The organism is Anabaena sp. EIM26, from assembly GCF_057568715.1.
Window position 1 is genome coordinate 3061668 of record NZ_CM172472.1, and the last position, 23425, is coordinate 3085092.

Annotated in this window: 13 protein-coding genes; 2 read left to right on the forward strand and 11 right to left on the reverse strand. The window is 38.7% G+C overall.

Features of this window, described 5'->3' with window-relative positions; genetic code table 11:
• Window positions 1–13: 13 nt before the first annotated feature.
• The 4 genes from AC012T_RS13455 to AC012T_RS13470 all read right to left on the reverse strand — a co-directional run bounded on the left by AC012T_RS13455 (window position 14) and on the right by AC012T_RS13470 (window position 6430).
• The gene (locus AC012T_RS13455) at window positions 14–616 is read right to left on the reverse strand and encodes a DJ-1/PfpI family protein (protein WP_487059030.1); all 603 of its coding nucleotides are present in this window, start codon (window positions 614–616) and stop codon (window positions 14–16) included.
• Between the two features lie 207 nt (window positions 617–823).
• The gene (locus AC012T_RS13460) at window positions 824–4105 is read right to left on the reverse strand and encodes a nuclear transport factor 2 family protein (RefSeq protein ID WP_487059032.1); all 3282 of its coding nucleotides are present in this window, start codon (window positions 4103–4105) and stop codon (window positions 824–826) included.
• Between the two features lies 1 nt (window position 4106).
• On the reverse strand, window positions 4107–5678 hold the full coding sequence (locus tag AC012T_RS13465) for an EthD domain-containing protein (protein ID WP_487059034.1): 1572 nt from the start codon (window positions 5676–5678) through the stop codon (window positions 4107–4109).
• A 410-nt stretch (window positions 5679–6088) separates the two neighbouring features.
• Window positions 6089–6430, reverse strand: coding sequence for a carboxymuconolactone decarboxylase family protein (locus AC012T_RS13470; RefSeq protein ID WP_487059036.1), 342 nt, complete (start codon window positions 6428–6430; stop codon window positions 6089–6091).
• Between the two features lie 495 nt (window positions 6431–6925).
• Here AC012T_RS13470 and AC012T_RS13475 point away from each other — a divergent pair, with 495 nt between their 5' ends.
• Window positions 6926–7861 (forward strand): cation diffusion facilitator family transporter, encoded by a 936-nt coding sequence (locus tag AC012T_RS13475; protein WP_487059038.1) that lies wholly within the window; start codon window positions 6926–6928, stop codon window positions 7859–7861.
• A gap of 241 nt (window positions 7862–8102) precedes the next feature.
• On the opposite strand, the gene AC012T_RS13480 is transcribed toward AC012T_RS13475, so the two are convergent.
• Both AC012T_RS13480 and AC012T_RS13485 read right to left on the reverse strand, forming a co-directional pair.
• Entirely contained in the window at window positions 8103–9830 is a 1728-nt protein-coding gene (locus tag AC012T_RS13480) for an iron uptake porin (RefSeq protein ID WP_487059040.1), read from the reverse strand.
• A 248-nt stretch (window positions 9831–10078) separates the two neighbouring features.
• Window positions 10079–12478, reverse strand: a complete 2400-nt coding sequence (locus AC012T_RS13485) for a DUF4114 domain-containing protein (protein WP_487059042.1) — start codon at window positions 12476–12478, stop codon at window positions 10079–10081.
• Window positions 12479–13064: 586 nt separating this feature from the next.
• On the opposite strand from AC012T_RS13485, the gene AC012T_RS13490 reads away from it, so the two are divergent.
• The gene (locus tag AC012T_RS13490) at window positions 13065–14243 is read left to right on the forward strand and encodes a low temperature requirement protein A (RefSeq protein WP_487059043.1); all 1179 of its coding nucleotides are present in this window, start codon (window positions 13065–13067) and stop codon (window positions 14241–14243) included.
• A 67-nt stretch (window positions 14244–14310) separates the two neighbouring features.
• Here the strand turns inward: AC012T_RS13490 and AC012T_RS13495 are convergent, their stop codons facing one another.
• From AC012T_RS13495 to AC012T_RS13515, 5 genes are all read right to left on the reverse strand, one after another.
• Window positions 14311–15117: an MBL fold metallo-hydrolase gene (locus AC012T_RS13495; RefSeq protein WP_487059045.1), complete on the reverse strand. Its 807-nt coding sequence runs from the start codon at window positions 15115–15117 to the stop codon at window positions 14311–14313.
• Between the two features lie 225 nt (window positions 15118–15342).
• Window positions 15343–17610: a CHASE2 domain-containing protein gene (locus AC012T_RS13500; RefSeq protein WP_487059046.1), complete on the reverse strand. Its 2268-nt coding sequence runs from the start codon at window positions 17608–17610 to the stop codon at window positions 15343–15345.
• The gene (locus AC012T_RS13505; RefSeq protein WP_487059048.1) at window positions 17583–18332 is read right to left on the reverse strand and encodes a DUF928 domain-containing protein; all 750 of its coding nucleotides are present in this window, start codon (window positions 18330–18332) and stop codon (window positions 17583–17585) included. The genes AC012T_RS13500 and AC012T_RS13505 overlap by 28 nt, the downstream gene beginning before the upstream one ends.
• A 100-nt stretch (window positions 18333–18432) precedes the next feature.
• Window positions 18433–19569 (reverse strand): tetratricopeptide repeat protein, encoded by a 1137-nt coding sequence (locus tag AC012T_RS13510; protein WP_487059050.1) that lies wholly within the window; start codon window positions 19567–19569, stop codon window positions 18433–18435.
• 351 nt (window positions 19570–19920) lie between these two features.
• Window positions 19921–23007 (reverse strand): plasmid replication protein, CyRepA1 family, encoded by a 3087-nt coding sequence (locus AC012T_RS13515; RefSeq protein ID WP_487059052.1) that lies wholly within the window; start codon window positions 23005–23007, stop codon window positions 19921–19923.
• Between the last annotated feature and the right edge of the window lie 418 nt (window positions 23008–23425).

The following is a 23425-nucleotide window of genomic DNA, read 5'->3' on the forward strand; positions in this document are numbered from 1 at the left end:
TGTATGGAAATTACTAATTTTTTTCTATTTCTTTGACAAAAGTTTCCATGAATTGGTCTACCATACCGGGATGTTTACCTGTAATTAGATTACCATCAATGACTAAATCTGTAGTTACATCGCCTTCATAGATAACGTCTGCTCCGGCATTTTCTACATCACAGATAATGTTATGAGCGCAGGTTACTTTTTTGCCTTTTATTAAGTCTGGATCTGCACAAAACAACCACAAACTATGGCAAATAGTACCTAATTTTAAATTATCTGTATTTGCTGCTTTTCGGAGAAAAACAACTGCGGGAGCTTGATTTTTTTGACCTTTTTTCACATTGACTTCATATCTAAGCCTATCCATTGCATAAGCTCCGATACAAATGATGCCTTTATAGTCACTGGGATCTATATCTTTTACTTCTGTACTTACAGTGACATGATATTCTACTTGATCATTTTCGGGATTAGAACCAAAATGTAGTTCTTTATTACCCCATAGATGAGAAATGTACTCTACTTCATAACCTTGTTCAGGGAAATACTCATTGAAGCGACGGAATTCTGTGCCGTCAAAATGTTCTTCAATAAGTACACCTATTTTGCCTTTTGACTCAGTTGCCATATTGTCTCGAATCCTTAAGCCTAAATATTATTTAGCCAGCAATTCCTGCTGTTTTGATGGTTATACTGTCAATACAAAAATAACTACAATGACATTCTTGTTTTTGTCAATGGTGTTGACTTTTGTAATAAAAGCAGAGTGAGTTAATAATCAATTAGCTAGTTTAAACTCGGCTCTGCTTAATTTAGATGTGATTTGCCAGTGCAGTTAAAGTTGGATATTTAGCTGAGAAGGATCGGGATATACACGCCATTCATAAATGCGATCGCCGTCAAACCGATAGATATCTGTGCAGGGAACCTGTACAAACCGCTTGTCAATTTTGTTGACATAGTTAGCATCCATTTCCAAAATTACAGTATTATCTACAACCCAAGTACCTCTAGAATTGTGGGTTGTTAATTTTAATACTTTATAGATATGCTGCAACAAGTTACAACAAGCATCTGGACCAATTACAGGTTCGTTAGCACCAACTTTGTAGAGTAAGTCAGGGGTAAAGAATGTCTTAAATTCTTCCCAATTTTCAGCGTGTAAAGCCGCATACATTTTACCGATTCTTTGTAAGAGGAAATCGCTAGAAACTGATGCTTGAGGTTTGACTTCTTCGGTTTCAAATACAGGACTGATGTCCATGTAAATTCTTAGTTCTTGAACTTTATCGCCTTTGAAGACAATAGTGTCACAGCAAGGAAGCTTAAATACCTTACCATCATGACGGATGTAGGTAACTTCCATTTCACAGATAACTGTGTCTCCCTGCTCCCAGATATTAGTGATGTGGTGGTAGACTTTAGCTACTGTTTGCAGGAATCCAACAGAAGTATCTTTAATACCTTGAGGTCCATAAGCCACTGGGAAGTTACTAAATTGGTAGTGAGCATCTTCAGTGTAGAATTTGACAAAATTTTCTACGTTCATTGACTCCCCTGCTTCAAACATTCGTCTCACGATGTCAGACTTAGAGCTAGAACGTACTAATGATTGAGTCATAGTTTTTTCCTCATTTGTTGTCGAAGCTTCAACAATTTTTTTAAACTGGTACACAGCCTGTTTTACATTTTCTAGTTTGGCTGCTTCCAAAAATCCCTGACCATCTTGGTGTGTGAAAGCAAGATCGCTTTTAGCTTGTAAATCTAAGGTATATGTGACTATTGGTAAAGAACCTGGTTCTCCAGAAGATGGATGTAAGTGGTTAATAAAGCGTCCGGTAAATAAAGGGTGATCTATAATTTCAATTGTCAAAGTTCCGGCTTCTTTATCAAGACTCACCTTCTGTTTCATCTCCATTCCGGGCATTTTGGCTTCCCGTAAAACACCATTGTGATAATGCTCTAAAATGGGAAATTTATCGCTGTAAGCTTGATTTATCCATGCTTCCCAAATTTTTTCAACTGGGGCATTAACATTAGCACTAAATGTGTTAAAAATTCGGCTTTTGCCGTTGTTATTTTCTACAGGTGCAACGTTATCATAAAACCAGTAATTTGTGCCGTTGCTTAAGTTATATTCTTTTTGGGCTTTGCCAAACATTTCTTTGGCTCTTCTTTTAACTTGGTTAAATTCTAACTGTTCCCCATTAGGCCCTTTACAGTAGAATAATAACCAACCATCAAAATCACCAATCAAATCCAATTTGGCATATTTCAATGGTGCTTTTTTTCTGGCACTTTCCGAATCAATATGAATAATTCGGTTAGCAACAACGTTGTCAATTCCTCGCTTTTTACATTCATCTTCTAACATCTTGGCAAACTGATCAAGATCCACATCATCTTTTACATGAAAAGAAAGGTGCGGCGCGTTGACATGACCAATGCCAGAAGGAATTTTGTCAAAAATACCAGGTGCTTTAGGGGTTAAATGAGCATCTCGAAAATGGATAAGTTCTACGCAAGTATTACCAAAGGAAATAAATCTTACATCCAATGCTTCTTGGGAACCATCTCTGATATCAGGTACACCTAATGATTTGGGGTTAATACCTTGTTTCCATGCTTCTAAGTCTTCTTTCTGGAAAAGGAGATTGTGCAACTCATCCCCAATAAATCCATCTCCCCCTATTGCTAGTTTTCCACCCAAGACTTCAATGTAAAATTCTAGGGCTTTTGTCATATCATTGACAGTTATGCCAACGTGTTGTAGACCTTGCAGATAATGACCTAAACTGCCCGATTTTTCACTTGCATAATTAGACATAAGAGATACTATGCCTTCTTGAAGTTGATTATTTGCTCCTACCCTTTGGATAAGAGATGCTACTTTGGCACTACGCTGACCGGCGAGAGTCATCTGACCATCGTAAACGAAGGTGTAAGCTGTTCTTTCTGGAAATGGTTGAATTTGTTTAATGTATTTAGCGGCATCTTGGATTGCTGTTAAATACTCGGAAGATGCGAAAAACTTCTCCCGTTCTAGATGATTAGCAAAGGCAATTTCATAAGCTGCATGATATTGCTTTTCCGCTGGTTCATAATGGCTAACTCCGGCTGCATCGGGACGGGAGTTGTCTACTTCTTCAAACAGATGCAGTCGGAATTTGAGGACAGAATCACTACTGCTGACTTTGGGGGCAAATGTTTCTGTCAGATAATGACGAAAAGCTTCTGTACTAGCACCATTGGCTTTTTTCACCATGACGTGAAATTTGATGGCAGCAACTTCGCCGTTGGGATCGCCACTGGGAATTCTATCTATGTATGTAATAGAATTGCCGGGGTTGCTGTTGTAACCGATCGCTTTGCGGAATAAATTATGTTCGTCATCCATGAGGATGGCAGATGCTGTAAACCATGTCTGACGATCGGCAACACTTGCAAATGTTAACTCTGCAATGCCATCGAAGTTATCTTCTGAGTCCCATCTGTAATCTAAACCAGGAATCTGTGGACAGAGGCCTCCTTCGTTATGAGCTACATGGAATTGCCAGTATTGATACTGTCCTGGTAATCTGGCACAAACTGGGCCATGTACGTCTCTCCAATAGTCATCAAAAAGCTCTAGAGAGATTCCTTGTCTTTTCCACAGGAGTACATAAAAGGCTACTTTTCCTTTCTGATCCCGTGCTGAATAATCGTCTATGGGTGCCTTTTTACTCGTTGCCAGCATTTCTGCTATCCTTGGTGTTGTGCTATTGGCATGATCAAAAATCCAATTCAGGGTAGCAAAGCAAGCAGCTACTTTATTAAATCCCGCATAAACACAGAGAAACAAGAGTAGTTCTTCAATTTCTTCGCGGGTTGCGCCTTGCTGTAGAGCCATTTTTACATGAGTAGCGAAAGGGTTGCCAGAACCTCTATGATCCTGATTGACAACATCAATAGCGATCGCAATCAGAGCCTTAGCTTTTTGGTTAATTAACGGCAAACCCCAAGCTTCTCCTGCTACCCGAATGACAAAATCACCAAACTTGGGATTAATTGGTTTTAAGCCCTTTTGAAGTTCAGAGTCATCCAAAACAGCATTTTTGTATACTTGCTCCTCTTTCATTTCAGGCTGTAGTGATCAAAGTCAATAATTCATTAGCAGCAAAAACATCACGATAGAAAGTTAGTTGCTCTGTTTTTAGATAACAAGCACCTCTATGACCACGACGCACCCAAGTTACATTACCTTTGGCTAGAGTTTCGTTGGTTTCATCATCTACACACTTCCATTCAAAGTAAGTATGTTCACCAAAAAACATGACAATAGGCCAGCACATTGTCACTCCTGGTTGAGCAATTAATGCCCACCAATGTTTTTCTCTTTCTTTTTGTTGTTCTAAACCTTGGTATGGTCCATCCTGACAAAAATAGACTAGATCGTCGCGATATTCTCCAGTTAAGATATCACCTCTTCCTTGTCTTAATGCTTCACAATGTGTAGGCCACCAATCTCTGTTTTCTTGCTCTATTTGTGCGAGGGTGTAATAAGGACCAATTTCTGGTAGTTTTGGTTCTTTCATGGCGACAATTCTTTCTGCATCCTCGATCAGTTTTTTAGCCACGTAAGGAGTAACTAAACCGGGGCGAGAATAATCAGCTGATAAGCCAGTATAATAATTAGTCCGCTTTTTCGCTGCTTTGGGCTGGCTTTGGCTGGCTTGGGAAGAGGAAGATCCGTTGGTTTGCAGACTGTAGGGATTTTGACTGTAGAGATTTTGATTTAGCATGAGAGATTCTATGTCTTGTTGAAGTTGATTCACTGCACCGATTTCTGTGATCAGTTCTGCTACTGAGGAACTCCGTTGACCAGCAAGAGTCATCTGACCATCGTAAACAAAGGTGTAAGCTGTTCTTTCTGGAAATGGTTGAATTTGTTTAATGTATTTAGCGGCATCTTGGATTGCTGTTAAATACTCGGAAGATGCGAAAAACTTCTCTCGTTCTAGATGATTAGCAAAGGCAATTTCATAAGCTGCATGATATTGCTTTTCTGCTGGTTCATAATGGCTAACTCCGGCTGCATCGGGACGGGAGTTGTCTACTTCTTCAAACAGATGCAGTCGGAATTTGAGGACAGAATCACTACTGCTGACTTTGGGGGCAAATGTTTCTGTCAGATAATGACGAAAAGCTTCTGTACTAGCACCATTGGCTTTTTTCACCATGACGTGAAATTTGATGGCAGCAACTTCGCCGTTGGGATCGCCACTGGGAATTCTATCTATGTATGTAATAGAATTGCCGGGGTTGCTGTTGTAACCGATCGCTTTGCGGAATAAATTATGTTCGTCATCCATGAGGATGGCAGATGCTGTAAACCATGTCTGACGATCGGCAACACTTGCAAATGTTAACTCTGCAATGCCATCGAAGTTATCTTCTGAGTCCCAGCTGTAGTCTAAACCAGGAATCTGTGGACAGAGGCCTCCTTCGTTATGAGCTACATGGAATTGCCAGTATTGATACTGTCCTGGTAATCTGGCACAAACTGGGCCATGTACGTCTCTCCAATAGTCATCAAAAAGCTCTAGAGAGATTCCTTGTCTTTTCCACAGGAGTACATAAAAGGCTACTTTTCCTTTCTGATCCCGTGCTGAATAATCGGTTTTGGTTGCGTTATTAATTACTGAAAGCATTACTGCTGTCCTTTTTCCACCACTACTTAAATTTTGGTTGATGTCACTTTGATGAAAATAAATGCTCAAAGTTGAGGACAATCAAGGTTTTTAAATCAAGCGATCGCCTATCTTTTCACAAGTTTATTTTCTACTATCTGAATAGATGTAGAAGTTTTGAAAAAGATTATTCAGCGTCAAAGTTCAACTTATTTAATACAATTGTCTCAAACTTACAATAAGTTTAGTGTGTCTGTTTATTGAGGTCAATATTTGTGATTGCTATATTAACTCCTACGGTTGCAGACACCGGATCTTTATCGCAAAACAGAAGTTGATTTTTCCTAAAATACCTGTATTTCTGTACCTCAGTAATTTCACTCCTTTCAACTACAAATCAAGCTTAATAGATTCCGGAATCGCGCTTGAGATTATTTTGCCATTATTTCATTTAAAGCGCCAAAACAACCTGCGACTTTATTGAATCCTGCGTAAGCACAAAGGAATAACAACAGTTCTTCAATTTCTTCAGGAGTTGCGCCCTGTTTAAGAGCCATACTTACGTGAGCGCCAAAGGGGCTTCCTGGTCCTGTTTGCCCTTGGTTGACTACATCAACAGCAATTGTGATCAGGGCTTTAGTTTTTTGGTCAATTAATGGTAATCCCCAAGCTTCACCTGCTACTCGCGTGACAAAATCACCAAATTTGGGATTTATCTGTTTTAAACTCTCTTGAAGTTCTAAATCATCTAAAACGGCATTTTCATACTTCATAGCTGGTCTTTTTCACTCATTAACTTAGTAGCTATTAACTATGTAACGATTGAGAGTTAAAATTAGTCTTCCGTAGTCAGAAATCAAGATTTGTTAACCCCCTATCAAAATTTCCACTTCTGGATTTCTAATTCTATTTTTAACTCAGGTATAACTAACCTCTAGCCAATATACAGCATAAACTCGGAATATTATAATTGCAATTTCCTCAAGTATGTATATTTCCTACCATACAATTGCATGAACCTATTTTCTCTGAGGGGGATTTTAATAACTTTTTACATATTCAAAAAATAAAGTTTGAATGCTTGATCTCAATACACTAAGATTTTCGTAAGTTCTGGAATAGTCAGATATGAGACGGAAATTCTTAGGTATTAACGTTTATTTTTTTTTGAATGCAAGCGAGTTATGGGCGCTCATATAAACGCAGTTGTTAAAAACCTGGAATAATCCGACTATATTATACACATAATGCTTCACTTGACATTTTCTATGAATAATTCACGTCTTGAGCGTCTTGAACAGACCAGTATCTACTTATCTATTGGTGGTACTTCGTTTCTGTCGATTTTAGGTATCTCCTTCGGATTAGCGATTGAATCGGCAGCAGTGATGCTTGATGGTTTTTTTAACATCATTAGTCTGATCATGGCATTAGCTACCTTGTGGATTTCTCGAATTTTGAAACGTCCAGAGGGTCGAAAGTTCCAATTTGGTTATAAAGGTTTTGCTCCCTTACTCAACCTGTGTAAGGGACTAATGATTATGGGACTATCCATGTTTGCTTTTATTTCTGCGATCGCAGCATTGTTGCATGGTGGTAGAAAGGTTGAGGCTGGTGTAGCAGTAATTTATACAGCCATCGCCGCATCCACTTGTCTGAGCATTGCCTTAGTCCATAATATTATTGCCAACAAAACAGGCTCTCCATTGGTGCGTGTAGACGCAAAAAATTGGCTGATTAATGGAGGAATTAGTCTGTCTGTGGGAATTGTTTTTACTGTCATTACATTAATTAAAAACACTCCTTTGAATTGGTTTGTCGATTACGCCGATCCCAGTATTGTTGTTGTCTTAGTACTGCTTGCCTCCCCTATTCCGGTTAAAGTAGTATTAGAAAGTCTCAATCAACTCCTGTTAGGCGCTCCTGGGGCTGATTTACAAAAACGCATCAATGATGTCATTGATGTTGCAACCAACCAATTCCCTTGTGCTAAACATTATTTAAGAATCACGGAGGTAGGAGAGGCTTTATATCTCCATCTTTACTGGCTATTACCTAATCAGCAAGCCCTAACTAGTCTAGAAGCAGTAGATGAAATGCGCGGACAGATTACAAATATAGTGAAACAACAATTTCCTAATGTTACCTTGGATATTCTCTTTACCCAAGATGAAGAATGGTTTACCACAATGAACCCTGCATAGCTTTTTTTATCACTTTCGGCAGAGTAAAATCTGAAACTTTTATTGAATGAACAAGGCTTTTAAAGATTTTTAATTAGGGCTGACGCAACTGGCACATTGGTAAGGTGCGTCAGATATCAAAAATCTGTTTATTTACTAGATTTATGCAGTCTGACGCACCCTAAAATAGATTTTTTATGTGACACGTAGCTTTAGTTCTATTAATGCTTGGAAATGTTTTAATACCAAATTGATATGAATGCTAAAAACTAAATGTAGTCCTTAAACCACCAATGACAATATCGTTGTTGTTAGCATCTTGATTTGGTGCTGTAATCCATGTGAGAGAAGGAGTGATGGAAATTCTGTCTGAAATCCGATGCACATAATATGCTTCAAGATGTAATGATGTATCATTTTTAAATTGTGCATAGGGAACATCACTTTCTAAACCTGTAAGGGTAGGCTCCATGCCTACAACTAAACCGCCATGATTGCCATTTTTAAACAAATCGGGAAAAGCTAGTTGAAATGAGTAATTCCAAATATCAGCGTCTCCCTTATCTAGTAGTCGAGCTTTGATCAGGTTAGCCCAACCACCTATTGCGAATTTAGGGCTAAGTGCAAAGTAACCACCTAAGAGATAACCATTGGTGGTGACTGCGGTTGCATCTGAAAATAAAACACCTGCATCATCAAAACGGTTTGCTAAAGCAGTACCAACAAAACCATTACCTCTAAAACCTTGACCGTTATTAAAGCCAAAGTTGCCAGGACTAAAGTAACCGTGTTGATAGGCAAATTGTAGGAACAATCGAGGATTGGGATTGTAGTTGATTTCTCCTGCGGCTACATAGTCACTATTGAACAAACCTCCTAAATTTGAGTCGTTAGCAAAGTTGGCTAAGTAGCTCATTTTGAGTACTGTCGAATCAAATAATTTATAGCTCAAAGACATCCCCGAACCTGCACCGATGAGATACATAGGGGGAGCGATCGCAAAGCTACCGACAGGGCCAAGTCCTCTGACATAGTAAGGAGCAAATTGAGTCAGAAAAACAGGGCTAAAACGATAACGGTTGATAGCGATGATATCTACGTTTAATTTTTCGCCAACGGGAAATTGATAGCCCAAGGTGATGATGCGGAGATCACCGAAGAGATCACCAGCAGAGGAAGCTTCACTAGCACCTTCTCTAGTTCCACCCACATTGCTACCATTGTTGGTGGTGATTATTTCTGGAAAAGTAGTATTTGTTGTAGCTAAACCGGTGACTAATAAATCTCGACCTGTAAAGCTAGTCAGTAAACCAAGAAAAGCTAAATATTGAGAGCTAGTTTGAGTTCTGTCATCTCCGGAGAAATAAGCATTGGTTTGAACTCGGATATCCCCTAATAATTTGGTAGTGGTGGAAAACTGATTTGTTTCTAGCTGAGTAGCGCGTGCTTCTATTGTGTCTACGCGATCGCGCAGAGATGTCAGTTCAGCAGTGAATTCTGTTTGTAATCGCTGTAATGTAGACAGGTCTTCTTGTTTGACTAAATCAGTAGTAGCTGTGGTGATGAGTTCGTTAATCCTGTCTAAACAAGCATTTAAACCTGCGGCAAATTCATAACGAGTCATAGCACGATTACCCCGGAATGTCCCATTGGGATAACCTGCTATACAGCCATAGCGTTCAACTAGAGATTGTAAAGCACCAAAAGCCCAGTCTGTGGGCTGGACATCAGAAAACTGAGCCACACTATTAATCTGTGCCATACTTTCATCGGCACTGCTGTCAATTTGCTCTGGATCAGAGTTAATAATAGAGGAACTATCCAGGAGATGATCAGCTGAATTTGATGGGGTAGTTGACTTTGATTCGGATAGAGATGAATTATCTGTTAATACTACCTGAGCAGATGCAATATTACCGATAAATGTGGAAGTTGCGATCGCCCCCACTATTACCATTGGACTAGCGAGTAATTTTATTAATGCCAACATTTTCTTAATCTCACACCACGTACTCAAAATACCGAAGATATCAAAACTTTCTATCTCTTACAGATGATTGCAGATCAATGAGGGACAAAATCTAAATTCAAAGCTAGACACCAAGCTAGTTTTACTCCTGACTCCCGAATTCTGCTGTAATTGCCATACCCACCCAAGTACATACAGGAGGATTGAGAAATCAGTTGGGGTGAGCCTCCTGTTCGCCCCAACTAAATTAAAAAAAGCTGTTCAACAAACTAGACATTGACTGAGATATTAACCGTCACAATCACGTCATTGTAATCGTTGTCACTTTCACCATTTGGTAAATCTTCAAAGCCAAAGATGTTATTGCCTAGTAGACGAATATGATCCGCTTGACCGGGGTTAGCGCCTAAGAATGGGAAGTAAACTGCGGGAATGTTAGTAGAATTTCCTAAAACTGCCTCTGGTGTGCCATCAGCAATAATGAATGGTGCAAAGATTGAGCCTTTGGTGAAGTTTCCTTGGTAGGTTGCTTCTCCTTGGTTGCTGACAGTCAGGCGTATATCTCGCAGGTATAAGTTAACAGCGGCTTGGAGATAACCTGCATCACCTGGGGAAAAATCGGCTTGACCATCATTGTTGATATCAATTTTACCCTCTGCATCTAAGATGGGATAAAAACCGATAAAGTTGTTAAATGCTGCTTCTCGGTAGACCTTAAACTCAGCCGTGATATCAGTAGTAGCAGTTCTAAAATCAAGAATTTCTCCTGCCGAGCTACCTTGGAAACTTGTACCCTGAAATGAACTTTCATTGGTGGCGTTAATTTTGACCTTATAGTTACTGTTGCCAGATTTATCGTTCCACTTTAAGGAAAATGCATCTCCAGTTAAAGCTTCGATATCTTGGTATGTTTCGGAAAACAGCACTTCTGATTGAGAGGTAACTCCAGATGTTACAGCGTCTAAAGTGCTGTTGTTAATCAAGAAGAATCTCACTCTTTGTCCAGAGTTAAATTCTAATAGGCTGGACACATCAGTTTGATTAAAGCCTTGAGGGGAATTGGAAATAGCTGAGAACAGGACTTTAGCACGAGCTAAAGCAGCTTCAGTGTAACCAGATGCCCCCGGAGCTATACCGTCAATATTGCCATCATCACCATCAACAGCAAATGCACCTATTTCATTGACGAAACTGGAACTGTATTCTGCAAGGGTGACTTTTAATTTGACTTTGCCACTACTATCACCACCTCTGAGTCTAAAAACATCATCTTCTGCTGTGCTTACCACTAAACGGGGATCAGTAGGATTCAGTCCAGAGTATCGGATTAAATTAGCACTGTTGGATGACAACTGATCCGATGCCCAAAAATCGAAAGAGTTGTTCGGCTCAATGTAAATATAATCTCCCGCAGAAACCTCCTGACGGTGAGAATTACCATTTTCTCCAAACTCAAACACTAATTGACCACTTAAAACCCCAAAGACTTCGTAATTGTCAGTAACATCACTATATTTTCCTTGCCCAGCGGAGACAGTAAATAAGTTTACTGCCATAGGAACAGGATTAAAAGAACCATCATTTTGCCCAAACCGCATTAAGGAAAAAGGTTTTGTATAGGAAGTTCCTAAGAAGGGATCTAGGGGTGCAGAAACAATATCATCAAGAGTCGGGGAATTATCTCCTACCACTGCTGATCCAGGTGTTTCTCCCAGCACTAGACCTGTCGGACTTTCATCTGGAGGACTGAGTTGAAAAGCACCACTACCATCGGTTTTAACTCCATATAAAGTGTGGGAACCCACTCCTTGAATTGTCATAGGATAAGCATTAAAACCCAGATAATCAAGGACTTCGGGCTGGGCTTCTACTTGCTTAAAAAAGTTATAAAATTCTGGATCATTAGGGACTAATCCTTCTACCTGTGTCAGGGTTACTCCCGTTGGAACCAGATTATTAGTGCCATTAGCGGCCAAAACAGGGTTAGGGTTAGGGGCAGTATCATATAATCCTGCGGCAGCACCAACTCTAGCAAATCCTTCCCCAATTCCTGAAGGTGTTAATAATGCAATAATTCTGGCGGGAATTTTGCCCGTATTTGACCAGGTATGAATTTTTCCAGTTGCTAAACCGACAAATGATCCCGTAGTTAGTTTAACGCTATTGATTTCAATCTCATCGTCTTTGTGTATGGTAAATGGATTGTTAGGATCGGCATTAAAAACACCATCAATATCAGCATTTAGCTCAAATTCAACCTGGTCATTATTTTCAACATTGGGGTTATCATCATTGTCTGGATCACCCCCTAAAACATAGAAAAATTCAACACCTTGACGGTGAGAATGGAAAACTGTAGTTGCTTCGGGAGGAATTAAAAACTCAAAGACATCAAGCTTATTGTTTGTTTGTTCTCCTGTGACAATATCAAAATATAAGCCTTGAGATGGTTGAAATGTAGCTGTGGTTTTCTCTTGGAATAAAACTTCTCCATTTTTACTAAACCCCGTGGCCAAAAAACTTGGAGTTTTTATCTGAAGACTATTGGGATTTAGTTTATCAGAGCCAGATTCTACATCAGCTAGGATAAAGGGATTGCGGAGAAAATCAGCATCAATAATGTCGTTTAAGTTTTTGCTTACATAAATATAAGGGGCATTCGTAGTCATACTGGTTGCATCTCCATGTGTTTTAAAAAAAGTTTCCATGAATTGATCTACTATTCCAGGCTGTTTACCTGTAATCTTCTGTACTGACTTATTCTGCTGCTAGATATTGGTTGTACAGATCCCTCATTTTTTTTTAATAAGAGGCTTGAATCACAATTCACAATCGCATCAATATGAGAAGACTGTTTCAAACTTTGCGTGTCGAATCTTTTCATGATCAAGCGATATTGGATTTCATGTATTTAGGCGGAACCTTATAAAATTAAGCCAACATTTTTTGAAGTTTATGAATATAATTCATCTGACTTTTGATTTTTTATGTAGCTTATATTGGTTCTCTTGAATATGATACAGCAATTGATGTAAAAATGTGTGTCATTTTTTTAACATTAAACTAATGTAACAATATGATTTATGGCAACAAGATGAAGTAATGCAGAGAGCATCTCGTGCTGAGTCAATGATGTTGTTAAATTGACTATTTTTGCAAGAAGCAGCCCTAGTGATGAAGGATAAATTTTTTGTGATAAAAGTTCCTAAAACCTCTAAAATGGTGTTCGGTTAGTAGTTTTTAGTACCTGAACGGATGAAAAAAGGTTTGTGGCAACCGCCTAGATTACGCATTGGTGAGGAGCATGAAGAAAGACGTGCAACTTGGCTGGAACTTTTCTATGATTTAGTGTTTGTAGTTGCGATCGCTGAATTATCTCACAATTTGAGTAAGGATGTTTCTCTGGGTGGATTTGTTGGCTTTGTTGCCCTCTTTATACCGATTTGGTGGTGCTGGATAGGGGCTACTTTTTATGCCACTCTTTTTGACACTGATGATTTGGGCGATCGCTTGCTGACTCTGCTACAAATGTCGATAATAATCGCTTTGACGGTAAATTTGCATCATGGGTTGAGTACATCTTCTTATGGGTTTGCAATTTCATACATAGCTGCTCGCTGTATTCTCATTCTGCAATACCTGATTGCTGGATATCATGTACCAAAAGCCCGTCCCTTAACCAATTGGTATGTTAAAGGCTGTAGCATAGGTGCTGTATTTTGGTTGGTTTCGCTGTTATTGCCAATTCCCTGGCGTTTTGGATTCTGGACGTTAGGTTTGATTATCGAATTTCTGACTCCGTTAGGTACAGGTCAATTAGCGGTTCAAATCCCACCAAATATGTCTCATGTTCCAGAACGAATGGGACTATTTACGATCATTGTTTTAGGTGAATCAGTTGCGGCAGTAGTCAGAGGGGTAGCAGAAAAGCAATGGGATACTTCATCATTATTAACTGCTATTTCTGGTGTGAGTATAGCTTTTAGTTTCTGGTGGCTTTATTTCGATAGCGTAGATACTTCACCATTAGAAACTATGAAAGTTGGTAAAATCAAAATCTTTCTGACTTGGCTTTATTCTCACTTGCTCTTGGCTATAAGTTTAGCGGCAATAGGGGTAGGAGTTGAGCATATAATCGACAAAAGTGGAGTTAATATCTTACCAGCAAATGAACGTTGGCTTTTTTGTGGTGGGGTAGCGCTCTGCTTAATGGTATTGTCGATCATTAATTTCACAACTTGTATTTTGGATAAAATGCAAAAAGGGAGAATTTTGAGTGCTTATCGTCTGGGAGCAGGAAGTTTTGTTTTATTTTTAGCGATCACGGGAAGTAAATTATCTCCTGTGGTTATAATCGCCCTTGTTGCGTGTGGTTGTATGGTGACAGTGGCTCTGGATTTACTAACCAAAAGTCAATTTTCTGTTAGTTCTTAAATACAACAGAATTTAGGACTTCGGCTGCGCTCAGTGGTAGATATATGGAAATGTAAATAGGGAGATCCTACACCCCAAACCCCACTTTTAGCTCTTGACTATGTAGGGATGAAAATTCAAAAATCTGCCCGCACTCTACAAACCCGCAAAATCCGTCTTTTTTGGCATCAGGAAGCAATCCTGGCTGATAACCATAGAGCCACATTTTATTTTTAATTTTTTCTGGCAACTGTGCTAATTGATCATAATTTGCATGAACAGGAGTTTGATAAAGTGAGGTTTCACAATCATGAAAAATTATATCAGCCTGTTCATATATATCTCCATTTCTATCAAAACATAATTGGGTATCTGTGGATAAAAATATTTTTACCCCTTCTAAGGTAAAAAATAACCCATAGCTGGGCATGAGATAAAAGCCATTATTAACATGAATAACTCTGACTAGATTAAACCTAATATTTTGCCACATAAAATAACCTTGTCGGTCAACTTTATGTTCTTCAAAAAATGTTTCTAGATTGGCAATATCTCCATCAAGAGACCTGAGTCCACCGGATAAAGTTCTATCCCACAGATTACTGGATACATCTTTGCTTAAATAAAGATTTGGCTTTTTGCATCTGGGATCAAATAAGCTGCTAAAAGCTATATATTCAAGTCCTCCAACATGATCAGAATGGAGATGACTAATATAAATATCGGTGATATCACTATATGATAAACCAGCGGCATGGAGAGAAAATCTAATATCTGTCCCACAATCAATTAATAGTTTATGGTTTTGTTCAGTTACTAAAAGCATATTAGACTGAAAATTATTGGCACCAACTGTAAAAGCTGAACCCGAACCTAAAAATATTAACCTTGTCATTTTACTAGTATTTCAGTAATTGGATGTTGGATGTTATAGCAGTAGACAAGGTGATGAGGACATTAAACGATGATACAATTTAGACACCAAAAGGCTTTGAGCATCGTCACCTGTCACCTGTTCCCTGTCACCTGCTATATAGAACAGGAAAAATGCTTATAAGTATGTTGGTATATGGATTTGTTTTGCAACTTTATACCTAATTTACCTATAATCTACTGTAAATTATGGAATATTCTGGGAATTTATGTGATCAATTAAAGTGTTAAATTTTGTGATAATTGCTGGGGGCTTGGCTGTAAAACGAATGGAAAAATCTCCTATTTTTGTAGATTTTTCTAAAACTTTGGCATACATATCTTCTGTTTCTCCTGAGTTATTTGGTGTTAATAAATTGAGTTTTATATTACAAAGGCAAGATGGTAGAGCTTGAATTTCTTTATTGGCTAAAGAAATCTCTGCTTCATGAATTGAAAGTCTGACTAAAAATCCTTGGTAAGATGAATTTCCAATATCTTTCCCATCTACCAATACATATTTAATGGGAATAGGTTCAGGAAGAGTGCATAATTCTTCTTGATGTTCAGAGAGAAAAAGATTGTATTCGCCGATGATACCAGCTATTTTATAGACGTTAATAGGTTCTTTAACACCTTTTGGTGTTACTTGAGTTTGACTAGCGATGATGACTACTGACTCTACTTCGTGAAAAGTGGATTCAGAAATAATAATTTCGCCGCCGGTTGTATAGCCTTCAATACGGTAGGTTAAGTTGACTTGACTACCGACGATACCGTATTTGGTGCGTTTTTCAGAACCAATATTTCCCACTACCACAACGCCTGTATTAATGCCGATGCCCATTTCTAACGGTGGTAAGCCCCATTCTTTCATTTGGGCGTTAACTTTGACCATTGCCAACTGCATGGCGATACCGCAGGCTACAGCCCTAGTAGCATCGTCTTCTCTGGCTGTGGGAGCGCCAAAGAGTACTAAAATACCATCACCCATGAATTCATCAATGGTTCCCTGATATTTAGTAATTTCATCTGCCATACATTCCAGGTAAAAGTTGAGAATTTTAACTACTTCTTCTGGTTGTAAGCGTTCGGATGTGGCAGTAAATCCTCTTAAATCGGATGTGAAGATGGTAATTTTTCGTCGTTCACCACCGAGTTTCAATCCTTCTGGACTTTCTAGTAAATTGGCTACGACTTCATCTGTGAGGTAACGTCCAAATACTTTGCGGATGTCTCCAGCTGTACGAGCGATGTAAGCTGTGATGGCAATTACAGACCCTGTTAATGCTAAGAATGCGGGGACGACAGGCAGCCATAAGCCGGAAAGGAAAGCTACATAGGTGCTGCCTAGCAAAGCCCCCCCTGCTAGTACAGCGCTGATTATTCTCTGTAGTGTGAGTAGGTTTTGTAATCGCAATTTCCAGGTTAGGGTAGCACCAACTCCACTCCAGAGTAAAATCCATAGCCATTCTAATGGTTCTGACCAAGTTCTAAATAGCGATCGCTTTTCGATGGCTGCACTGATGATTTGGCTGGTGAGATTGGCATGAATTTCTACTCCACTCATTGGTTTTGGCAGGCTAAGAAGTCCGCTGCTGTGGGGGGTAAAAAATGAATCTCGAAAACTCTCCCCAATGTAACCAATGAAAATAATGCGATCGCGCCCCCAATTTGCTGGTAATTTGTCTTCTAGAATATCCGTCATGGAAACGGTATCAAAGGAATCGCTTTTCCCCCGATAGTTGATTAATATCTGATAACCACGAGCATCAGCACGTATATAGCCACCATCATAACTTTCAAAGGGAATAAATTTGGTTTTCCCTAGTCGGAAATCTTTGCTGGCGGTGATTCCTTCTTTTGCTAGATAATGCAAAGCTAAATGTAAGCTGAAACTGTAGACTGTTTCCTCTGTCTCGGTCTTCACATACATTAAGCCGCGTCGTACTTTGTTGTCGGCATCAATAATCAGGTCATTTGCACCAACTTGACCCAATGATTTAAGTACTGGGGGTGGGTCTACTATCTCGTTTTTCCTGTTTCCAACTACTTTCTGAATACCTACCAGATTAGGTGTAGATCTAAATACTTGTTCTAATTCTGAAGTCCCTGGTGGTAAAGGTAAATTCCGGTAAACATCAAGTCCAATAGCTCTTGGTTGTCTGGCTTTGAGTTTGTTGAGTAATTGGGCTAAAATGCGATCGGAAATGCTTGCCTGTTTGAGATTATCCAGGTCTGTTTCATCAATACCCACTATGACAATGCGCTGATCTTGAGCTTCTTGAGGTCGCCAACGCATATATTGATCAAAAACTCCCCACTCCCAGGACTGTAATAACCCTGCAAAGCGGATGAGAATAATAAACATGGTGATTACAGGGGTGGTAATCCACAAACCGCGTCCTTGCCATAGAAGATGTTTAAGTTTGTCCAAATCCATCTGTACTAAGGTTCCGGGTTTTGTTGACAACATTTAAGGAGAGGTTCTTCGGCTATGACCTCTAGACCTACTGATTTTAAAAGTTCTTGCCATTCATCTGGCTTTTGAGTGCGTAATTGAGCAATATTGTTTAAGGTTTCTGGCCACAAATCACTGTTGGCATAAATCTCTGCCTGTTTTAAGGGTGTTGCTTGCTGGAGGTCTTTATTCAATGATGAACTGATAGTTGTTTGTTGGATATCCCCTTGGGTATATTCATCTCCACTTCTGTCTTCAGAATTGCAAATTAGGGAGAAGTACCATTGATATTTTTTGCCTGTTTTGATGCCTGCGGTGGAGGGAATGTTGAGTTGGACTATTCCCGAAGTACTGGGTAGTTTAAAATTTGTCTGATAAATATCGTTATCTTCTTCTGATCTCAGTACAAATTCACCTGTAGTCGCGGTAGTTTTAGGAACATAAAAATATAGTGTGGGATTATTTAAGCTTGTTTTGATCTGATTATCTCGTCTAGGTGTTAAGGCGGTGAGAGTGGGTTTTCCTTTCTCAAGATGGATACAGGAAAATCCTCTTCTTCCGCCGCCAATCGTGGATTCTGGCTTGCCTCTGGAATCTCCTGATGGAAATTCTAGACTGATTTTGATTGGTAATGGCTGTGCCAGCAACTGTGAAGGAAAGATGTGTGCAGTTAACAGAGTTGGAGAAATTCCGATTGCTAGTTTTCCTAGATACTGAATATATTTTTGTTGATTCATGATATTAAAGTTAAGTTTATTACTTTTCTAAGGTAGTGTACTGTATTTGATTAATACATTGTTTTAGGAAAACGTTACAATTAAAGCAAGGAGTTCGGAGTCAAGATTCTGGATTCTGGAGTAAAACTGTAATTAGATTGATGACATTTTGGTAGTATGTGGTGTTTCCTTCTTGGTAAAAGAAATTAGCAGATTTTTGGAAATCGTCAATAGCTGCTTGATTATCTCCTAAGTGTAGATGGATATTTGCCCGCAGGAAGTAAGCTGTTGCATAATTAGGTTGGAGTTGTAAGGCTCGATTATAGTCTTCAATAGCTGCTTGATAGTTTCCTAACAAGCGATGAAAATTAGCGCGATCGCAATATCCTGCTACTAAAGTGGGATTTAGTTGTAGTAATCTATTACTATCGGCAATTGCGCTTTGGTAGTCTCCCAGGTGGCGGAGTGCATTAGCCCGCAAGCCGTAAACTATGGGCAGTGTGGGATTAATTTGCAATGCTTGGTTATAGTCTTGAATGGCGTTTTCGTAGTCTTCTAGGTTGCTATAGACTAAACCCCGCTGATGGTATGCTTGGTCATCATCAGGATTGAGTTGGATAGCTTGGTTGAAATCAGCGATCGCACTTTGATAGTCTTGGAGGTGAGACATGATCAAACCTCGGTTATAGTAAGCTTCACCAAACTGGGGATTAATCGCTAATGCTTGATTATAATCTGCGATAGCACCTTGATAATCTTTGAGAGCATAGCGGCTATTACCTCGGTTATGGTAAACTGCGTCTAAGTGAGGATCTAGCTGTATGGCTTGGTTGTAATCAGAAATTGCTTCTGTGTATTGACCGAGAATATAAAAAATATTACCCCGATTACTATAAGCGGCGACAAAATCATGATAGTACTCTAAAGCTTGGTTGATATCTGCAATAGCAGCTTGATTATCTCCCCGCTGAAAACGTGCTAAACCCCGGTTATGGTAAGCTTTTGCAATATCGAAATTGAGATTTTCTACCCCAGTACTATTATCTCTGGCTTGTTGATAATCTGCGATCGCTAAATCAAACTCTTCTAACCCCAAATAGGCATGACCCCGATAGTGATAAGCTATATCCAGGTGGGGATTTAGCTGTATTGCTTGGTTAAAAAGAGCGATACCTTCAGTTAGCGCAGCTATCGCACCTTGATAATCCCCAGATAAATTTTTCTTTATTCCTTCTTTGATCAACTCTTCAGCATTCATATAATTTTTTTGGTTATTAAGCCTCTTTTTTCACTCTATTAGGATTTACGCAAGAATTACGGAATAACGTTCGCGCAGCGTGCTGTTAGGCATACCACAGAGGCGCAGAGGACACGGAGAAATGAGAGTTTGAGAGATATTTTGCGTCAGTTTTTGCGTCAGTCCTATCTATGATTAATTAACGATTTTTAGAAATTATATGGCTTTGTAGGGTGCGTCAGACCTCATAAATTTTGCAAATAAACAAATATTGGATATCTGACGCACCATAAAATAGATGTTTGGTGTGACACGCAGCCTTAGTCCTAATTCCTAATGATTCAGGTCTAGAACAGAGAAACTACCAAAACTCTACATTTGTAGAGCCAACGATTTAGATTCTAAAACAAAATCAACCCCTTTCACATGATTTAACATCAATTCATCTCGTTGCTGCCAAACCGCAAAAATTCTTTGCCTACCATCATTCAGAGTTTCTAAATCAATTTTATAAACATCATTTACCTGCTGCAACTTTAAACCCAACAAACCTAAAAGCTTACCAATTATTTTAATCCCAGAAACCATTTCCTGATTACTTGATAAGTCAATACCCAAAGCCCTCTTAATATGTTTACTATTCTGAACAGCTACAGTTTTTAACCAAATAATATCAGCATCATTTTCATCAAAAACTCTTTCACCTTCCAGAAACTCAAGCATACCTAAAGCTCGCATTGCTTCAACTTTGAGAGTATAAGTCCTTAAATCTGGTAAAAAAACCTTGCCCTCACCCCAAGATAATTGTTGATGCCATTCTTGCTTATCTTTCACATGAAAATATTCACTTTCATGAGTCAAATAATAATGCGTTAACAACTGTCCATAGTATCCTTTATCATCCAGCAACTTCAACAAAGGAGTCACTTCAATCCCATACCTATGTCTGAGAATATATTTATTGATTTGGTGTCGTTCCTCATTACTGAGAGAATGTTTAGTTAATAACTGCTCATATTCTACATAATCAATATCCCTGGCTGTTGCAACAGCATTTGCTGCTAATAATTGATTCTGCTGCTTAATTTCCTTAATTTTGCGTTTAATATCTTTAGCCTTTTGACGACTATTTGACCAATCTTTCTGTACCTTCACAATTTCTATAATCAACCTCTTCCGGTTCTCCACATCACTAGCATCAGTTGCAAAGAAAGCTAACCGCAAATCCCGCAGAATATTATTTTGAACAGCATTACTCCGCATCATAATTTTATGCCCATCATCAATCAAACCTTCTTGCATAGATTGACGATAGAGACGAATAGACGCATTTACCCTGGCAGATAATTTAGCCCAAGTTCGTAAATGAATCGGGTCATAAACCAAAGGTAAATCTACATCTATTTTATGTAAAGGACTCAGCAAAGCTAAATTTTCTTTCTGATTTTCCTGATACCAATGAGATAGCAACCGATAATTTGTACTCCCACTACCAATTAAACCAATCCCACGTTTAGCACACCAGACAACACGGGGAACATCATCACGCACTCTTGCTAATGCTTGACGTGCTTCTGAATCAGGAATCACTCCTTGAAAAATCCCATAAACACGATCAAAATGTTGAACATCAATACTAATTCCTGTTCCTAAACTAGGAGTAACAAAAACAGTTCCATAATCAGTAATTTTTTGATTAATAGCACCAATAAAATCAACTGCTGCATGACCAGGTGTATTAGTCGTATGGCTACTCACTACCAAAGTCTCAGGAAATTGCTTTCTTAATTTCTGTAAACGCTGTTTTAGATAACCTTCAATCGTTTCACAACTATAACGTCCAGTGCGGCTATCAGTAGTTACATAGCATTTACGTCCAGCAATTAAATCTAATTCCAATTGATGAATTAACGGTGTAGGGTTCGGTGAATCATAAAAAGTTACATCCCAACCTTTATATGGTTTCCACTGATTAACAACTACCCAAGGCGTGATTTTAGTTCCTGAGAGAACTTGTAAATATTCTAGCGAAACATCTGATAAATCTGCATCTTGGGCAATTACTAACCCCCCAGTAGTGAGAACTGTAGAAATTAATTGTTGAAATATTCTGAGAATTTTAACCCGTTTTTGTTTACAAGTATTACTGTTTAGTAAATGCCATAAAGATTGCTCAACCTCATCTAAAATTACTATCGCGCCATGCCAATCTTCTGGATTAAGTTTCCAAATAGAATCAACGCATAAGCCAAAAGATTTATTTATTGGTAAAGGATAATTTATAATTGGTAATTTTGGTTCTTCTTCTAGATTCCATGCTTCATGGCTAATTCCCCATTGAATCCCAATTCTTTCACATAAAAACCGCCCTAAAAGAATGCGGTGTGTAATTAATAAAACAGATTGATTACGACTTTTAGCTTGATTGACAATAGTTTGCAGTCCTGTTGTTTTACCTGTACCTTTCGCTGACTTCACTCCCACCAAGCCAGAAGTAGGAAAAGGTAGTTCTCCTAAATAAGGAAGGTTGACAGTAAGTGCAGCGGGAATTGTTAACTCAGTGTGGGGTTTAGTTTGAGCAAGATAAACTTCTAAATCTAAGCTTTGACGATAAATTCTTTCAAAATTAGCTGCACCTTTAGCAACAATAAACTCATCAACACCTTTTTCCCTACCTGGAAGTTCCACAACTTTTACAGGACATTCTTGTTGTTGCAATAAACCACCAAGTTGGGCAATAGCATTATTGACAGCAGCAATTTTTTTAGCTTGGGTTTCAAAATCAAAGCATATATAAAAACTGCGCTTTGTTGTAGCAAAAAGTGCTAAATCAGGTATTAATTGACGACGGGTAACTTTGCCAAAGTTATCTTTAACAACTCGATAACCGCTAGTAATTCCAGGAATAGCAATAGCTGCATAACCTTGTGTTAACAAAGCGGCTGCTTTTTTGACACCTTCACAAATAATTATAGATATATTACATTCCATCACCCATTGCCAAAAACCTTCTGCTTCCCCATCAGCAGCAATGGTGATATTGTTGGGCATAGCTAAATTGTAACGTTGGGAAACTTGCTGCCAAATTTGCAAATTCACCCGCAGACAAAAAACCCGCGTTGGTGTGCTGGGAGGATGTTCATATTTAATCGACTTACCATTTTGATTTTGTCGGGGTTGGGTTGGTTTAAAACATCCCCATTCCATCATTTGCCAATTATTTAGAGGATCTCGTCCAGAACACCACCAACCACCTTCTGTAATATGGTTGTAACGCTGTAACCAACCGCTTTTGATCATGCCAGTATTGGTGCGGGGGAGTTGTTCTGAAATTAGTAAGTAATCATAGGCATTGACACCTTGAAGCGATCTAAAATTTAGTCGCGCCAGGTGTAAATCTATACTACTACTCTTGACTAATTCTTCAAGATGTTGGGGGTGTAAATAATGCAGATGCATGGTGAGAGGCACTAAGGGAAGACAACGAGATTAAAACCTTAGCACGCATTTGCTGATTTTTTATAGAAGATTTTGTAATTTTTTTATGATACTTTTGCTACATAGTTCTCAGAAATACCTCGGTTAATACAGAAAGTGCTTTTTTTCCCTGTTCTCTTGTGGAAGTAATAATTTTGTATTGTGATTTTTGTGTGCGATTAATTTTTATTTATCAGTAAATTTTTCTGAAAATAGTAAAAATGTACTTTTAGCGTTTAGTAGCATCATTTGTCAAAAGATAACTTTATTTTAACCATACAATTGCAGCAGTAATGCTTGGTGAATGTCGGTAAAAATATATTCTGACTCTCGGTATAACTCCAGCACACAATATCTTGCAATAGGCTTTTTCCAGTGCTATGTATAATAAAATACCTTT

Excerpts from the sequence above, each read along its gene's own strand:
- AC012T_RS13480 (WP_487059040.1), bottom strand. The coding sequence starts at position 9,830 with ATGTTGGCATTAATAAAATTACTCGCTAGTCCAATGGTAATAGTGGGG.
- AC012T_RS13470 (WP_487059036.1), bottom strand. The coding sequence starts at position 6,430 with ATGAAGTATGAAAATGCCGTTTTAGATGATTTAGAACTTCAAGAGAGT.
- AC012T_RS13500 (WP_487059046.1), bottom strand. The coding sequence starts at position 17,610 with ATGTTGTCAACAAAACCCGGAACCTTAGTACAGATGGATTTGGACAAA.
- AC012T_RS13515 (WP_487059052.1), bottom strand. The coding sequence starts at position 23,007 with ATGCATCTGCATTATTTACACCCCCAACATCTTGAAGAATTAGTCAAG.
- AC012T_RS13465 (WP_487059034.1), bottom strand. The coding sequence starts at position 5,678 with ATGCTTTCAGTAATTAATAACGCAACCAAAACCGATTATTCAGCACGG.
- AC012T_RS13475 (WP_487059038.1), top strand. The coding sequence starts at position 6,926 with ATGAATAATTCACGTCTTGAGCGTCTTGAACAGACCAGTATCTACTTA.
- AC012T_RS13510 (WP_487059050.1), bottom strand. The coding sequence starts at position 19,569 with ATGAATGCTGAAGAGTTGATCAAAGAAGGAATAAAGAAAAATTTATCT.
- AC012T_RS13455 (WP_487059030.1), bottom strand. The coding sequence starts at position 616 with ATGGCAACTGAGTCAAAAGGCAAAATAGGTGTACTTATTGAAGAACAT.
- AC012T_RS13460 (WP_487059032.1), bottom strand. The coding sequence starts at position 4,105 with ATGAAAGAGGAGCAAGTATACAAAAATGCTGTTTTGGATGACTCTGAA.
- AC012T_RS13485 (WP_487059042.1), bottom strand. The coding sequence starts at position 12,478 with ATGACTACGAATGCCCCTTATATTTATGTAAGCAAAAACTTAAACGAC.
- AC012T_RS13505 (WP_487059048.1), bottom strand. The coding sequence starts at position 18,332 with ATGAATCAACAAAAATATATTCAGTATCTAGGAAAACTAGCAATCGGA.
- AC012T_RS13490 (WP_487059043.1), top strand. The coding sequence starts at position 13,065 with ATGAAAAAAGGTTTGTGGCAACCGCCTAGATTACGCATTGGTGAGGAG.
- AC012T_RS13495 (WP_487059045.1), bottom strand. The coding sequence starts at position 15,117 with ATGACAAGGTTAATATTTTTAGGTTCGGGTTCAGCTTTTACAGTTGGT.